This is a genomic window from Microbacterium ulmi, from assembly GCF_011759705.1.
Taxonomy (GTDB): Bacteria; Actinomycetota; Actinomycetes; order Actinomycetales; family Microbacteriaceae; genus Microbacterium; species Microbacterium ulmi.
This window is the reverse complement of record NZ_JAAOZF010000002.1, coordinates 682,332-696,519: the sequence shown is the minus strand read 5'-3', so window position 1 is coordinate 696,519 and position 14,188 is coordinate 682,332. Positions and strand designations below refer to the sequence as shown.

16 protein-coding genes are annotated in these 14,188 nt (G+C 71.4%); 14 read left to right on the top strand and 2 right to left on the bottom strand.

Translation table 11 applies throughout. The annotated features are described in order from the left end of the window. Nucleotides 1-7: 7 nt before the first annotated feature. The 8 genes from FHS08_RS15950 (at nucleotide 8) to FHS08_RS15915 (ending at nucleotide 7,424) form a co-directional block, all read left to right on the top strand. Nucleotides 8-775, top strand: a complete 768-nt coding sequence (locus FHS08_RS15950; protein ID WP_167041419.1) for an ATP-binding cassette domain-containing protein — start codon at nucleotides 8-10, stop codon at nucleotides 773-775. After that, entirely contained in the window at nucleotides 772-1,509 is a 738-nt protein-coding gene (locus FHS08_RS15945) for an ABC transporter ATP-binding protein (RefSeq protein ID WP_167041416.1), read from the top strand. Before FHS08_RS15950 ends, FHS08_RS15945 begins: the two co-directional genes overlap by 4 nt. After that, nucleotides 1,506-2,381, top strand: coding sequence for a branched-chain amino acid ABC transporter permease (locus FHS08_RS15940; protein ID WP_167041413.1), 876 nt, complete (start codon nucleotides 1,506-1,508; stop codon nucleotides 2,379-2,381). The genes FHS08_RS15945 and FHS08_RS15940 overlap by 4 nt, the downstream gene beginning before the upstream one ends. A 74-nt stretch (nucleotides 2,382-2,455) precedes the next feature. After that, on the top strand, nucleotides 2,456-3,511 hold the full coding sequence (locus FHS08_RS15935) for a branched-chain amino acid ABC transporter permease (RefSeq protein ID WP_167041880.1): 1,056 nt from the start codon (nucleotides 2,456-2,458) through the stop codon (nucleotides 3,509-3,511). Beyond that, nucleotides 3,508-5,073: a class I adenylate-forming enzyme family protein gene (locus tag FHS08_RS15930; protein ID WP_167041410.1), complete on the top strand. Its 1,566-nt coding sequence runs from the start codon at nucleotides 3,508-3,510 to the stop codon at nucleotides 5,071-5,073. Before FHS08_RS15935 ends, FHS08_RS15930 begins: the two co-directional genes overlap by 4 nt. After that, nucleotides 5,057-5,749, top strand: a complete 693-nt coding sequence (locus tag FHS08_RS15925) for a TetR/AcrR family transcriptional regulator (protein WP_167041407.1) — start codon at nucleotides 5,057-5,059, stop codon at nucleotides 5,747-5,749. Before FHS08_RS15930 ends, FHS08_RS15925 begins: the two co-directional genes overlap by 17 nt. Beyond that, the gene (locus tag FHS08_RS15920) at nucleotides 5,746-6,498 is read left to right on the top strand and encodes a 3-hydroxybutyrate dehydrogenase (RefSeq protein ID WP_167041404.1); all 753 of its coding nucleotides are present in this window, start codon (nucleotides 5,746-5,748) and stop codon (nucleotides 6,496-6,498) included. Before FHS08_RS15925 ends, FHS08_RS15920 begins: the two co-directional genes overlap by 4 nt. Continuing rightward, nucleotides 6,483-7,424, top strand: a complete 942-nt coding sequence (locus FHS08_RS15915; protein WP_167041401.1) for an alpha/beta fold hydrolase — start codon at nucleotides 6,483-6,485, stop codon at nucleotides 7,422-7,424. Before FHS08_RS15920 ends, FHS08_RS15915 begins: the two co-directional genes overlap by 16 nt. A 106-nt stretch (nucleotides 7,425-7,530) precedes the next feature. On the opposite strand, the gene FHS08_RS15910 is transcribed toward FHS08_RS15915, so the two are convergent. Next, entirely contained in the window at nucleotides 7,531-8,313 is a 783-nt protein-coding gene (locus tag FHS08_RS15910; RefSeq protein WP_341800440.1) for an IclR family transcriptional regulator, read from the bottom strand. Between the two features lie 133 nt (nucleotides 8,314-8,446). Here FHS08_RS15910 and FHS08_RS15905 point away from each other — a divergent pair, with 133 nt between their 5' ends. From FHS08_RS15905 to FHS08_RS15890, 4 genes are all read left to right on the top strand, one after another. Beyond that, nucleotides 8,447-9,232 carry a 3-oxoacid CoA-transferase subunit A gene (locus FHS08_RS15905; RefSeq protein ID WP_167041396.1) on the top strand — a complete coding sequence of 262 codons (786 nt, stop codon included), beginning with the start codon at nucleotides 8,447-8,449 and terminating at the stop codon, nucleotides 9,230-9,232. A gap of 2 nt (nucleotides 9,233-9,234) precedes the next feature. Continuing rightward, complete coding sequence (locus FHS08_RS15900; RefSeq protein WP_170283163.1) at nucleotides 9,235-9,888, top strand: CoA transferase subunit B; 654 nt, start codon at nucleotides 9,235-9,237, stop codon at nucleotides 9,886-9,888. A 2-nt stretch (nucleotides 9,889-9,890) separates the two neighbouring features. Further along, complete coding sequence (locus tag FHS08_RS15895) at nucleotides 9,891-11,075, top strand: acetyl-CoA C-acetyltransferase (RefSeq protein ID WP_167041874.1); 1,185 nt, start codon at nucleotides 9,891-9,893, stop codon at nucleotides 11,073-11,075. A 62-nt stretch (nucleotides 11,076-11,137) separates the two neighbouring features. Further along, nucleotides 11,138-11,593, top strand: a complete 456-nt coding sequence (locus FHS08_RS15890) for a GNAT family N-acetyltransferase (protein WP_167041393.1) — start codon at nucleotides 11,138-11,140, stop codon at nucleotides 11,591-11,593. 27 nt (nucleotides 11,594-11,620) lie between these two features. Here the strand turns inward: FHS08_RS15890 and FHS08_RS15885 are convergent, their stop codons facing one another. Then, complete coding sequence (locus tag FHS08_RS15885; protein WP_167041390.1) at nucleotides 11,621-11,875, bottom strand: hypothetical protein; 255 nt, start codon at nucleotides 11,873-11,875, stop codon at nucleotides 11,621-11,623. A 90-nt stretch (nucleotides 11,876-11,965) separates the two neighbouring features. On the opposite strand from FHS08_RS15885, the gene FHS08_RS15880 reads away from it, so the two are divergent. Both FHS08_RS15880 and otsB read left to right on the top strand, forming a co-directional pair. Next, on the top strand, nucleotides 11,966-13,378 hold the full coding sequence (locus tag FHS08_RS15880; RefSeq protein ID WP_167041387.1) for a trehalose-6-phosphate synthase: 1,413 nt from the start codon (nucleotides 11,966-11,968) through the stop codon (nucleotides 13,376-13,378). Further along, nucleotides 13,375-14,181 carry a trehalose-phosphatase gene (gene otsB / locus FHS08_RS15875; RefSeq protein WP_167041384.1) on the top strand — a complete coding sequence of 269 codons (807 nt, stop codon included), beginning with the start codon at nucleotides 13,375-13,377 and terminating at the stop codon, nucleotides 14,179-14,181. The genes FHS08_RS15880 and otsB overlap by 4 nt, the downstream gene beginning before the upstream one ends. Nucleotides 14,182-14,188 lie beyond the last annotated feature (7 nt).

The window sequence follows — 14,188 nt, the reverse complement described above, 5'->3', positions numbered from 1 at the left end:
CGCAGCAGTGAACGCTCCCGTCCCGTCCGCCCTCCGCGTCGACGGCCTCGGCCTTCAGATCGGCGGCGCGACGATCCTGAAGGATGTCGACCTCGATGTCGCCGCCGGTTCGCTCGTGGGCATCATCGGGCCCAACGGCGCCGGCAAGACCACGCTCTTCAACGTGATCTCGGGGCTCGTGAAGCCCACGGCGGGTCGCATCCTGATGGACGGGGCCGACATGACGTCGGCCTCCGTGCCCGCACGCGCGCGGGCGGGCCTGGGGCGCACGTTCCAGACCTCGAGCCTGTTCCCCAAGCTCAGCGTCCTCGAGAACGTGCGGCTTGCGGCCCAGGTGTCGCTCGGGGGCGACTACTCGCTCCTGAGGTTCCCGAGGCGAACGGATGCCGCGACCCGCGTCGCGCTCGAGAAGCTCGACGCGGTCGGTCTCGGCCACAAGCGCGACGCGCTCGCCGGCGACATCTCGCACGGCGACAAGCGCAAGCTCGAGATCGCCGTGCTCCTGGCCACGGATGCGAGCATCGTCCTGCTCGATGAGCCGATGGCCGGCGTCGCATCGGGCGATGTCGCGGGGCTCGTGGACAGCATCCGCGACCTGCACAGGGAGACGGGGTGCACCGTGCTGCTCGTGGAGCATCACATCGACGTCCTCATGGGGCTCGTCGAGAAGGTCGCCGTCATGTACTTCGGCGGCATCATCGCCTACGACATCCCGCAGCGGATCATGGCCGATCCGCTCGTGCAGAGCGCCTACCTGGGAGCTGCGGCCGCATGAGCACGGCAGAGCCCATCCTCACGGTCGAGGGGCTGCGCTGCTCCATCGCCGGGCAGCAGGTCGTCGAGGACGTGAGCTTCGTCGTCCCGGCGACGGGCATCACGGCCATCCTCGGCCGCAACGGCGTCGGCAAGACGTCGACGCTCCGCGGCATCCTGGGCCTCATCCATCGCCGCGGGGAGGTCCGCCTCGCGGGCGAGCGCATCGACGCGATGCCCACCCACCGGATCGTGCGACGCGGGGTCGGATATGTCCCCGAGGACCGCGAGGTGTTCGCACGCCTCACGGTCGCCGAGAACCTCGCGCTCGCCGAGCGTCAGCGCGAGCCGCGGCGCGAGTTCGTCGCCCAGCTCTTCCCCGATCTCGTCGCGCGCCGCGACCAGCCCGCGGGAACCCTCTCGGGAGGGCAGCAGCAGATGGTGTCGGTCGCGCGGGCGCTCCTCAACGACAATCGGCTGCTGCTCGTCGACGAACCGACGAAGGGGCTCGCGCCCCGGATCGTCGCGGAGGTCGCCGACGCGCTCCTGGAAGCCTCCAAGACGGTGCCGATCCTGCTCGTCGAGCAGAATCTCGAGGTCGTGCGGCGCCTCGCGGGCGGCGCGATCGTGATCGGGGGAGGAAGGGTCGTGCACACGGGCCGCGCCCTCGACATCCTCGACGACGCGGACCTGATCAGGCGCCTGCTCGGCGTGGCCGCCGAGCCATCCGTGCACGCTTCGGGGGAGCGCGCATGAGCACCCTCGTCCTCACTCTCATCACGGGCGTCGGCCTCGGCGCCCTGTACTTCCTCGTCGCGAGCGGGCTGAGCCTCATCTACGGGCTCATGCACGTGCTCAACTTCGCGCACGGCGCATTCCTCACCCTGAGCGCCTTCATGGGCTGGATCGTCGCGCAGGCGCTGGGCACGGCATCCTGGGGCTCGTTCCTCGTGTCGATCCTCGTGGGGGCGCTCGTGGGCGCCGCCTTCGCGACCGTCACGGAGCTCGTGCTGATCCGCCCCCTCTACGAGCGGCACATCGAGCAGGTGCTCGTGACGGTCGGCCTCTCGTTCGCGGCCGTCGCGCTCTTCGAGGGGATCTGGGGCACGGACGCCATCACGATCGCGGGACCCCCGTGGCTGCGGGGCACGACCGACGTGCTGGGCGCGAAGGTCCCGAACGTCTACTGGGTGCTCATGATCGCGGCTGCGCTCGTGCTCGCCGCCCTCGTCGTCTTCCTGCAGAAGACCCGCTACGGCATGATCATCCGCGCGGGCGTCGAGAACCGGTCGATGGTGACGGCGCTCGGCATCGACGTCCGCCGGTCGTTCACGCTCGTCTTCGCGATCGGCGGGGCAGCCGCCGGCATCGGGGGCGTGCTCGCGATGCACTACTCGACGTTCGTCTCGGCTCACCTGGGCCAGACGCTCCTGATCTTCGCGTTCATCGTGACGGTCGTCGGCGGGCTCGGCTCTCTCGCCGGGGCGGCGGTCGCATCGGTGCTCGTGGCCGTGCTGCAGCAGTTCGCGAACTTCTACCTCGGTGGGACGGGCGACTTCATCGTCGTGATCCTGCTCGCCCTCGTGCTGCTCGTGCGCCCCTCGGGCCTGCTCGGAAAGAGGGCGTGACGGTGCAGACCCCCCGAACGGCCGGCATCGTCCGCCTCCTCCCGCTCGTCGTCGGCGTCGCGCTCGTCGCGTTCATGGCGCTGCTGCCGATGCTGAACCTGTCGCTGCCCGGCATCCTCCCTACTCCCACCTATCTGCCGGGAACGCTCGCGCTGCTGTCGCTGTGCATGGTGTTCGCGGCGCTCGCCCTGTCGTACAACCTGCTGCTCGGATCGGGAGGGATGCTGTCCTTCGGCCACGCCCTCTACTTCGGCGCGGGCGCGTACGGCCTCGGCATCGCGCTCGAGCGCTTCGGCGTGCCGCTGTGGCCCGGCGTGCTCGTCGCGCTCCTCGGGGGCATGGTCATCGCCGTCGCGACGGGCGCGGTCGCGATGCGGGTGTCGGGCATCCCGTTCGCGATGGTGACGCTCGCGTTCGCGCAGGCGGGATCGGTGCTGGTGCGCCGCAACTCCGCCGTCACGGGCGGAGAAGAGGGGCTCGGCCTCGACACGAGCCAGGTTCCGGATGCCTTCCTGGGCGTCGTCAACACGCGCAACCTGTACTGGCTGTGCCTCGCGGTGCTCGTCGTCGTCTACCTGGTGACGCTGTGGGTCGACACGTCGCGGCTCGGGCACCTCGCCCGTGCGGCCCGCGAGAACGAGCAGCGCGTGCGGGTTCTCGGCCTGCGTCCCTACCGCGCGAAGCTCGTCGTCTTCGTCATCGCGGGCCTGCTCGCGAGCCTCGCGGGCGTCGCCTACATGCTTCTGCAGTCGGGCACGGTCCCGCGGGCCGTCTCAGCCGACCTCACGATCACGGTGCTCGTGATGGTCGTGCTCGGTGGCGTCGGCTTCAGGTGGGGTGCCATCGTGGGAGGCGTGCTGTACACGCTGCTCGATCAGCGGCTCACGGTCCTCGCGGGATCCGACGCCATCGCGGGGCTTCCCGGCATCCTGCGCGTGCCGCTGTCGGAACCGCTCTTCCTCCTCGGGGTGCTCTTCATCCTCGTCGTGATGTTCCTGCCGGGAGGGATCGCGGGCACGATCGACGCGGCCGTGCGCCGTCGTCGCGGGGAGCGCGTGCGCGACGCCCTGCGCGGCATCGACGACGCGACCGTCGAGACCGAGCTCGTCGAGACGGGGGCGCGGACATGACGGGGGAGGCGGGGCTCGACGATGGGCCGCACACCGTCGGGCGCTGGCTCATCGACCGCGCGGCGCGCTCGCCGAAGCGCGTCGCGATCGACGATCGCGGCGTCACGATCGACTACGCGACGCTCGCGACGCGGGCGGCCGCTCTCGCAGAGCGCCTGCGCGGAGCAGGGTACGGCCCGGGCGACCGGCTCGCGACGATCTCGGGAAACTCGAGCGACCACGTCGTGGCGTTCTTCGCGTGCGCGCTGTCGGGCATCGCCCTCATGCCGCTGTCGTGGCGTCTCACGCCCCGCGAGCTGACGGACCTGCTGGTCCGCTCGGCGCCCGCGCTGATCCTCGTCGACGACGAGTACGCGGCGCTCGCGGCGGACGCGCTGTGCGCCCTCGGCGACGTCGCGCCGGTCGCGACCCTCGGCACGACCGGGGTGGAGGCCGTCGTCCCGCGCTCGCGCGCTGCCCGGCCGACGCGACACGTCGAAGACGACGACCCGCTCCTGGTCATCTACACGTCGGGCAGCGAAGCGGCGCCCAAGGGGGTCGTCCTGACGCACGCCAACTGCTTCTGGAACAACCTCGCGCTCGCCGAGGCGCTGCCGCTGCGGCACGACGACGTCGTGCTCGCGATGCTCCCGCAGTTCCACGTCGCCGCCTGGAACTGCCAGCCGCTGCTCGCCTGGTGGGTCGGCGCGACCGTCGTGCTCGAGCGCTCGTTCCAGCCGGCGCGCGCGCTCCAGCTCATCCGCGAACGCCGTGTGACCGCCATGATGGGCGTTCCGACGCAGTACGCGATGCTCGCAGCCGACCGGGACTGGCACCCCGGCGCCGTCTCGTCGCTGCGCCTCGCGCTCGTCGGCGGCGCGACGATGCCGCAGGAGGCACAGGATGCGTGGACCGACGCAGGCGTCGCCCTGACGCAGGGATACGGGCTCACGGAGGCGGCCCCCAATGTCCTCCACCTGCCCGCGCACGAGGCCGCGGCGCACCCGGGTTCCGTGGGGTTCCCGTATCCGCACGTGACGGTGCAGCTCGTCGACCCCGAGACGCTCCTTCCGCTGGCGGGCGAGGCGACGGGCGAGCTGTGGGTGCGCGGCCCGAGCGTCTTCGCGGGCTACCTCGACGACCCGGCCGCGACGGCGGCCGCGATGCACGACGGGTGGCTCCGCACGGGCGACCTCGCCCATCGCGACGCAGGCGGGGCCTTCCGCATCGTGGACCGGATCAAGGACATCTACATCTCCGGCGGCGAGAACGTCGCCCCTGCGGAGGTCGAGCTCGCGCTCCTGCGGCATCCGCTCATCGCCGCGGCGGCCGTCGTCGGCGTGCCCGACCCGGTGTGGGGCGAGCGCGGCGTCGCGTTCGTCGTCCGTGCCCACGGAGCTGCGCTCTCGTCCGACGAGGTCCTGGCCCATGCCCGGCGCAATCTTGCGGCATTCAAGGTGCCCGTCCACATCGCCTTCGTCGACGAGCTGCCGCGCTCGACGATCGACAAGCTCGCCCGTTCGCGGCTTCGCGATCACGCTCGCCGTCTCATGAAAGGAGCCCGGCATGAGCCTGCCCGATGACCTGCTCGACGAGGATGCCGGGCCCGTCTCCTCCGCCACGGGGCGTCCTCTCACCAAGCGCGGCGAGGCGACCAGGGCGCGCCTTCTCGAGGCAGCCGAGACCGTCTTCGCCGAGCAGGGCTACCACGAGGCGTCGATCGTCAAGATCACGGAGCGCGCCGGCATCGGCCTGGGCACGTTCTACCTCTACTTCGACAGCAAGAGGACGATCTTCGAGGCGCTCGTCGTCGATCTGAACCGTCGTGTGCGGCACTCCATGTCGGAGGCGATGGCGGGCGCGTCGTCGCGCCTGGAGGCCGAGCGCGCCGGGTTCGCGGGGTTCTTCCGCTTCACGGCGGCCCACCCCGCCCTCTACCGCGTCGTGCGCGAGGCGGAGTTCGTGTCTCCCGACGTGCTGAGGCTGCACTACACGCGGATCGTCGAGGGGTACGAGCAGGGGCTGCGCGCGGCGCAGCACGCGGGCGACGTCGACCCCGGACTCGACCCCGCCGTCGCGGCGTGGGCGCTCATGGGCATGGGCGAGCTCATCGGGATGCGCTTCCTGCTGTGGGAGCGCGACGATGCGGGCGGGTCGCCGGGCGAGCTCGACCCCGTCGTCTTCCGCGCCATGACGCGGTTCATCGACAATGCGCTCGCCCCGCGAGTCGGCGGCGCGCGGGAAGGCGGACAGGCATGACCGGACAGGACCTGAGCGGTCGCCGAGCCCTCGTGACGGGAGGAGCGAGCGGCATCGGGCTCGCATGCGCCCACGAGTTCGCGCGCCGCGGTGCGCACGTCGTGATCGCCGATCTCGACGCGGATGCCGCCGCGGCGGCGGCGTCCGACATCGGAGGCGAGGCGTGGGTCGTCGACCTCTCCGACACGCCGGCGCAGGAGAGCCTGCACCTCGACGTCGACATCCTCGTCAACAACGCGGGCATCCAGCGGGTCGCGCCCATCCCCGACTTCGACCCCGCGGCCTTCCGTCTGCTGCACAGGCTCATGGTCGAGTCGCCGTTCCTCCTGATCCGCGCGGCGCTCCCCGCGATGTACGAGCGGGGGTGGGGGCGCATCGTCAACATCTCGAGCGCGCACGGCCTGCGTGCGAGCGCGTTCAAGTCCGCCTACGTCTCTGCCAAGCACGCGCTCGAGGGGCTGTCGAAGGTGACGGCGCTGGAGGGCGGGCCGCACGGCGTCACGAGCAACTGCATCGATCCGGCGTACGTGCGCACGCCCCTCGTCGAGAAGCAGATCGCCGATCAGGCAAGAGTGCACGGCATCCCCGAACATGAGGTGGTCGAGAGGATCATGCTGACCGAGACCGCCATCAAGCGCCTCGTGGAGGCGGACGAGGTGGCGTCGCTGGCGGGATGGCTCGTCTCCGACAAGGCGGGCATGGTCACCGGCGCCTCCTACACGATCGACGGCGGATGGACGGCGCGGTGAACGACCGCGGAGCGGGCGTCCACGCGTATCGCACGATGGATGTGCCGGTCGCCGGCGGCGACCTCCGGGTCGGGGTGTGGGACCCCGTGGGCGATCGCACCGACGACGTCCTCCTCGTCCACGGCGTCACGGCGTCGCATCTCGCGTGGCCGTTCGTCGTCGAGCGGCTCGCCGGCGTGCGTGCCGTCGCCCCCGACCTGCGGGGCCGTGGTCGCAGCGACCGGCTGCACGGCGCCGCGGGGATGCGCGCCCACGCGGACGATCTCGCGGCGGCGCTCGACGCTCTCGGCATCGAGCGGATGCTCGTCGTCGGACACTCGATGGGCGCGTTCGTCGCCGTCGTGTTCGCGCATCTGCACCCCGACCGGGTCTCGCGCCTCGTGCTGGTCGACGGGGGGCTGCCGCTCGACGCGCCGGCGGGTCTCGATCCCGACGCCCTCGTCTCGGCGATCCTCGGACCGACGGCCGCGCGCCTGTCGATGCGCTTCGCCGACACAGGGGAGTACCTCGACTTCTGGCGGGAGCACCCCGCCTTCCGCGACGACTGGACGCCCGAGCTCGAGCGGTATCTCGCGTACGACCTCGTCGACGACGGCGCGGGCGCTTTCCGGCCCGCGACGAGCTACCGCACGACCGCCGACGACACGATCGACATGAACACCGGGTCCGCGCTGCCGGACGCGCTCGCGGGGCTGCGGCATCCCGCCCGATTCCTCACGGTTCCGCGAGGCCTGCAGAACGAGACGCCTGGGCTGTACGCGCCCGCCCATCTCGCGCGGATCCTTCCGGACGCGCCAGGCGTGTCGCACACCGCGGTCGACGCGTTCAACCACTACACGATCGTGATGTCGGCGGCGGGAGCGGATGTCGTCGCCGCCGTCGTGCGCGAAGAGCTCGCGGCGGCGCGTGCGGCCTCGGCCGCGTAGCGGCCCTCGCCCGCGTGGGCAGGGGGCGGGCCTTGCCCGCGACGTGCCGCACTGGGACCGGTCGACCGTGCGCGCGGCGAAGGGCTCCGCCGTCGCGCGCACGGGCTCATCGCGCGGTCGCGGAGACCCGCGTCGTCAGCTGGTGCGCGTGGGCGAGGAGGATGCGGCCGAGCTCGGGCAGCCGATCGGGCCCGAAGCGGAACTCGACCCCCGTGAGGCTCAGCGCCCACTGCGGGTGGCCTTCGCGCGTGAAGACGGCGGCGCCGAGTCCGTAACTGCCCTCGACGATGAGCCCCGGGTTGACGGCGTATCCGCGCGCCTTCGTCTCGGCGAGGCGCGCGCGCAGCCGAGGCTCCCCGTGGGCCGCACCCCAACGCTCGGGAAGGTCGGGATGCCGCTCGAGATACGCGTCCACATCGTGGGGTGGGAGGAACGCGAGCATGACGAGCCCCGCCGACGCGACGCCCAGCGGGAACCGGATGCCCTCCGAGAGGACGAACGAGCGGATCGGGAAGCTCCCCTCCTCACGCAGGAGGCAGACCGTCTCGTCGCCGCGGCGCACCGACAGGAACGCGCTCTCCTCCGTCCGCACCGCGAGCGAGCGGACGATGTCGCGAGCCATGGCGGTGATGTCGTAGCGGGATGCTGCGACCGTCCCCATGAGGTACAACTCGGGGCCCGGCATCCATCGACTCGTCCGCTCGTCCTGGTCGACGAGGCCCTCGTGCCGCAGCGCGGCGAGCAGGCGATGCGCCGTCGGGCGTGTCAGCTCGGCGCGCCGAGCGAGCTCGGCGACCGCGAGCCCGTCGTCGCCGGCGCTCGTGACGAGCCGCAGCAGGCGCGCGGCGCGCGAGATCGACTGGGCTCCGGGGACGGACTTCTCGGCCACGTGTCCATCATATGGACGATTGAGCACGCGACCTCCACATGACAAGGCGCGACGCGACCCAGATGGCGGCAACGGCGCAGGATGGAGACAGCCGCGGGGCCGCGGCATCCGTCACGGGACGAGGGAGTGGCACGTGATCGACAAGACGTGGGCGTCGGCTGCGGAGGCCGTCGCCGACATCCCCGATGGAGCATCGCTGGCAGTCGGCGGGTTCGGGCTCTCGGGCAACCCCATGAGCCTCATCGAGGCGCTGCACGACCAGGGCACGAAGGATCTGTCGATCGTGTCGAACAACTGCGGCGTGGACGACTGGGGGCTCGGCATCCTCTTGAACGACAGGCGGATCCGCAAGATGACGTCGTCGTACGTCGGCGAGAACAAGGAGTTCGAGCGCCAGTTCCTCGACGGCGACCTCGAGCTCGAGCTGACGCCGCAGGGGACCCTCGCCGAGAAGCTGCGCGCGGGCGGCTCGGGCATCGCGGCGTTCTACACGCAGACCGGCGTCGGAACGCAGGTCGCGGAGGGCGGTCTGCCCCGTCTCTACGACGGGAACGGCGGCATCGCCGTCGCGTCGCCGTCGAAGGACGTGCGCACGTTCGCCGTCGGCGGCAGGTCGCGCGAGTACGTCCTCGAGGAGGCGATCGTGACCGACTTCGCCCTCGTGCACGCCAAGATGGGCGACACGCACGGCAACCTCGTCTTCAACAAGGCGGCCCGCAACTTCAACCCGCTCGCCGCGATGGCAGGCAGAGTGTGCATCGCGCAGGTCGAAGAGCTCGTCCCGGCGGGCGAGCTCGACCCCGACGAGATCCACCTCCCCGGCATCTACGTGCATCGCATGGTGGAGGTCGGACCCGACATCGACAAGCGCATCGAGCGGCGCACGGTCACGGCCGGCTCGGCATCCGAAGGAGCATGACGATGGCCCTCACCCGCACCGAGATGGCGGCCCGCGCCGCGCAGGAGCTCGCCGACGGCGCGTACGTCAACCTCGGCATCGGCCTGCCGACGCTCGTGCCCAACTACGTCCCCGAAGGGGTCACGGTCGTGCTGCAGTCGGAGAACGGCATCCTCGGCGTCGGGCCCTACCCGACGGAGGAGGATGTCGACCCCGACCTCATCAATGCAGGCAAGGAGACGGTGACGGTGCTGCCCGGCGCCGCGTTCTTCGACTCCGCGACGAGCTTCGGCATGATCCGCGCGGGCAAGATCGACGCGGCGATCCTCGGCGCCATGCAGGTGTCCAAGACGGGCGACCTCGCCAACTGGATGATCCCCGGCAAGATGGTCAAGGGTCCGGGCGGCGCGATGGACCTCGTCCACGGCGCGGGCAAGGTCATCGTGCTCATGGAGCACGTCGCGAAGGACGGGACGGCCAAGATCGTCGACGAGTGCTCGCTGCCGCTCACGGGCCGCGGCGTCGTCGACCGCATCATCACCGACCTCGCTGTCATCGACGTGACGTCCGAGGGGCTCGTCCTCGTGGAGACGGCGCCCGGCGTGACCGTCGACGAGGTCGTCGCCGCGACCGAACCCGAGCTGCGCGTCCCCGACGCGCTCAGGATGGAGGCATGAACATGACACACGACGACATCGTCATCGTCGCCGCGGCCCGCACGCCGCAGGGCCGTCTGAAGGGGCAGCTCGCGTCGTTCACGGCGCCTCAGCTCGGCTCCCTCGCGATCAAGGGGGCGCTCGAGAAGGCCGGCATACCCGCGGAGGCGGTCGACGCCGTGCTCGTCGGACAGGTGCTGCCGGCGGGCTCTGGCCAGAACCCCGCACGGCAGGCGGCGATCGGCGCGGGTCTCGGGTGGCACGTCCACGCCGGCTCGGTCAACAAGGTGTGCCTGTCCGGCCTCACGGCGGTCATCGACGGCGCCCGGATGCTCGCGCTCGGCGACGCGACGGTCGTCGTCGCCGCGGGCATGGAGTCGATGACGCGCGCGCCGCACCTGCTCATGGGGTCGCGCGAGGGATGGGCGTACGGCACCGTCGAGGTGCTCGACCACATGGCCTACGACGGACTCACCGACGCGTACGACCGCGTGAGCATGGGCGCGTCGACGGAGCGGCTGAACGCGGAGTACGACGTCACGCGCGAGGCTCAGGATGCCGTGGCCGCCCGATCGCACCAGCGCGCGGCCGCCGCGACCGACGCCGGCGTGTTCGAGGCGGAGATCGTGCCGGTCGACGTGCCGCAGCGGCGCGGAGAGCCCGTCTCGATGACGACGGACGAGGGCATCAGGCCCGACACGACCGTCGAGACGCTCGCGGGCCTTCGCCCGGCCTTCGCGGAGGACGGAACGATCACGGCGGGCAACTCGTCGCAGATCTCCGACGGCGCATCCGCCGTCGTGCTCACGACGCGCGCGCATGCGGACGCCAACGGATGGGACGTCCTCGCCGTCGTCGGGGCATCCGGTCAGGTCGCCGGCCCGGACAACTCGCTCCACGCGCAGCCGGCCCGCGCGATCGAGAAGGCCGCGGCGAAGCAGGGGATCGCCGTCTCCGAGCTGGACTTCGTCGAGATCAACGAGGCGTTCGGCGCCGTCGTCGCGCGCTCGCAGGCGGAGCTGGGACTGTCCGACGACGTCGTCAACATCCACGGCGGCGGGATCGCGATCGGACACCCGATCGGAGCCTCCGGCAATCGGCTCGTCGTGCACGCCGTGCACGAGCTCGTGCGCCGGGGCGCCGGCACGGCGGCCGTCGCGCTGTGCGGCGGAGGAGGCCAGGGCGACGCGCTCATCCTCACCCGCTGAACAGCCCCTTCCGCGGCGGGCTGATTCGGCACGCCGCGGGCGGCGGCGATAGCGTCGTCTGCGTGACGACGATCTCACCCCTCACCGATGCCGACCGCGACGACTGGCTGCCGCTCTGGCAGGGCTATGTCGACTTCTACGAGGCCGCGGTCGCCGACGACGTCACCGATGCGACGTTCGCGCGCCTCGTGGCGGCTGAGGCGCTCCACGGCGCCGTGGCGAGGGATGCCGATGGCCGCGCGGTCGGCATCGTGCACTGGCTGTTCCACCCCGCGACGTGGACGACGTCGACGTACTGCTACCTCGAGGACCTCTTCGTGGCGCCCGAGGTGCGCGGCGGAGGGGTGGGGCGTGCACTCATCGCTCACGTGCGCGAGCGGGCGGCGGCATCCGGAAGCAGCAAGGTCTACTGGCTCACGGACGAGTCCAACGCGACAGCGCGGGGGCTGTACGACAGGGTCGCGACGCGGACCGGGTTCCTGCACTATCAGATCCCGCTCCCCGCGGCGCGGAGCTGAGGCCCCGCGTCGCAGGGCCGACGCCTCTCAGCCGCGGAGGCGCCGCTGCAGGTACTTGCGCTCCTTGCCGTGGACGGGGGAGTCGTCGGCGATGAGGTGCCCGGTCGTGGCGCGCCGCGTGTCGACGATCGCTCCGATCGCGAGCGCGAGCGTGATGCCCCAGCTCAGCCACGCGAGCCCCGTGCGCCACGTGAACGGCTGGTCGCCGCGCAGTCCCCGAAGCAGCGCCATGCCGCTCGTGATCGCGCCGATGATCCCGGTGCCGAAGAGGTACTTGCGCATGAGCCCACGCTACCCCGCGGGGTGAGAGCGTGCGAAGCGTCCCGACCGTCGCGATAGCCTGAGGAAGACCGCAACCGAACTGGAGAACCCGTGACCAACGCGCAGTTCGTCGTCGTCGCCAACCGTCTGCCCGTCGATCGGCAGTCCGTGGACGAGCAGGAGGTCTGGCGCCGTTCGCCCGGTGGGCTCGTCACGGCACTCGAGCCCGTGATGCGCGCGACAGACGGCGCATGGGTGGGCTGGGCGGGGCAGGCCGGCCTCGATCTGGAGCCGTTCGAGTTCGAGGGGACGCTCCTCGTGCCGGTGCCGCTGTCGGCCGACGAGGTCGAGTCGTACTACGAGGGGATGTCGAACGACACCTTCTGGCCGCTGTACCACGACGTCATCGCCGCCCCGCGCTACCGGCGGGTGTGGTGGGACGCCTACGTCAGGGTGAACCGTCGGTTCGCCGAGGCTGCGGCATCCGTCGCAGGACAGGGTGCGACCGTCTGGGTGCAGGACTACCAGCTGCAGCTCGTGCCCGCCATGCTGCGCCAGGCCCGGCCCGACCTCACGATCGGCTACTTCCACCACATTCCGTTCCCGGCATACGGGCTGTACTCCCAGCTGCCGTGGCGCAAGCAGGTGCTCGAGGGTCTCCTCGGCGCCGACGTCATCGGCTTCCAGCGTGTCGCCGACGCGAGCAACTTCGCGCGGGCGGTGCGCCGGCAGCTGCGATACCAGACGAAGGCCTCCGGCATCACGGTCCCGTACCCCGACGGCACGACCCGCAACGCCCTCGCGAAGGCCTTCCCCATCTCGATCGACACGTCGTCGTACGCCGAGCTCGCCCAGCGCGACGACATCCGGGCCCGGGCCGCCGAGATCCGCGAGAGCCTCGGCAATCCCCGCAAGATCCTGCTCGGCGTCGACCGGCTCGACTACACGAAGGGCATCCGGCACCGCCTGAAGGCGTTCGGCGAGCTGCTCGAGGACGGACGCGTCGGTGTCGAGGACGTCACGCTCGTGCAGGTGGCGAGCCCGAGCCGTGAGCGCGTCGAGGCCTATGTCCAGTTGCGGGGCGAGATCGAGTCGATGGTGGGCCGCATCAACGGCGACTACGACACCGTGGGCCACACGGCGATCCGATACCTCCATCAGGCGTACCCGCGCGAGGAGATGGTGGCCCTCTTCCTCGCGGCCGACGTCATGCTCGTCACAGCTCTGCGCGACGGGATGAACCTCGTCGCGAAGGAGTACGTCGCGGCGCGCACCGACAACCGCGGAGTGCTCGTGCTCAGCGAGTTCACGGGAGCGTCCGACGAGCTCACGAGCTCGGTCCGCATCAACCCGCACGACATCGACGGGCTCAAGGACGCGATCGTGCGGGCGATCGACATGACACCGGGGGAGCAGGGCAGACGCATGCGGGCCATGCGAAGGAAGGTGCTCGTGAACGACGTCGCCGCATGGTCGAAGAGCTTCCTCGAGGCGCTCGAACAGGCCGGGAGGAGCGCGTCATGACCGACCCGATCGCACGGATCGCGGCGACGGAGCGCCTGCTCGTCGCCCTCGACTTCGACGGCACGCTCTCGCCGCTCTCCGATGACCCCATGGCCTCGCGCATGTCGCCCGCCGCGCGCGACGCCGTCGGCGCGCTCCTGGATGCGCCCGACACGGTCGTCGCGCTCGTGTCGGGCCGCAGCATGCACGATCTCCGCCTCATCGCGGAGCACGAGGACGACTCGCCGATCCTCCTCGCGGGGTCCCATGGCGCCGAGTACTGGATCCCGGGGGAGGGGCGGCTCGAGCTCGCCGACGATCCCGTCGACCTCGCGCTGCGCGACACGCTGCGCGAGCACGCCGAGGCCGCGACGGCGACGCTGGACGGGGTCTGGATCGAGCCGAAGACGTTCGGCTTCGGCGTGCACACACGACGAGCGGATGCCGCGACGGCCGCCGCCGCGAACGCGACGGTGGACGCGCTCATCGAGGCGGAGGCTCCGCACTGGCGCCGCCGGACGGGGCACAGCATCATCGAGTACTCGTTCCGCCACGAAGGCAAGGACACCGGGGTCGCGACCCTCCGCCGCCGCACGGACGCGACCTCTGTCCTGTTCGCGGGCGACGACGTGACCGACGAGGACGCGCTCGAGAGCCTCGGCCCCGACGACCTCGGCGTGCACGTCGGGCACAGGCCCACCGCGGCATCCGTCGTCGTGCCCGACATCCCTGCGATGGCGGCGCTGCTCTCCCGCCTCGCGGCGGAGCGCTCTGCTGCGCGCAGGGCGGCCGTCCCGGGTGAGCGGGCCACCCCGCGCGGATAGACCCCTC

Excerpts from the sequence above, each read along its gene's own strand:
- FHS08_RS15920 (WP_167041404.1), top strand. The coding sequence starts at position 5,746 with ATGACCGGACAGGACCTGAGCGGTCGCCGAGCCCTCGTGACGGGAGGA.
- FHS08_RS15885 (WP_167041390.1), bottom strand. The coding sequence starts at position 11,875 with ATGCGCAAGTACCTCTTCGGCACCGGGATCATCGGCGCGATCACGAGC.
- FHS08_RS15935 (WP_167041880.1), top strand. The coding sequence starts at position 2,456 with ATGGCGCTGCTGCCGATGCTGAACCTGTCGCTGCCCGGCATCCTCCCT.
- otsB (WP_167041384.1), top strand. The coding sequence starts at position 13,375 with ATGACCGACCCGATCGCACGGATCGCGGCGACGGAGCGCCTGCTCGTC.
- FHS08_RS15915 (WP_167041401.1), top strand. The coding sequence starts at position 6,483 with ATGGACGGCGCGGTGAACGACCGCGGAGCGGGCGTCCACGCGTATCGC.
- FHS08_RS15925 (WP_167041407.1), top strand. The coding sequence starts at position 5,057 with ATGAGCCTGCCCGATGACCTGCTCGACGAGGATGCCGGGCCCGTCTCC.
- FHS08_RS15895 (WP_167041874.1), top strand. The coding sequence starts at position 9,891 with ATGACACACGACGACATCGTCATCGTCGCCGCGGCCCGCACGCCGCAG.
- FHS08_RS15940 (WP_167041413.1), top strand. The coding sequence starts at position 1,506 with ATGAGCACCCTCGTCCTCACTCTCATCACGGGCGTCGGCCTCGGCGCC.
- FHS08_RS15900 (WP_170283163.1), top strand. The coding sequence starts at position 9,235 with ATGGCCCTCACCCGCACCGAGATGGCGGCCCGCGCCGCGCAGGAGCTC.
- FHS08_RS15945 (WP_167041416.1), top strand. The coding sequence starts at position 772 with ATGAGCACGGCAGAGCCCATCCTCACGGTCGAGGGGCTGCGCTGCTCC.
- FHS08_RS15930 (WP_167041410.1), top strand. The coding sequence starts at position 3,508 with ATGACGGGGGAGGCGGGGCTCGACGATGGGCCGCACACCGTCGGGCGC.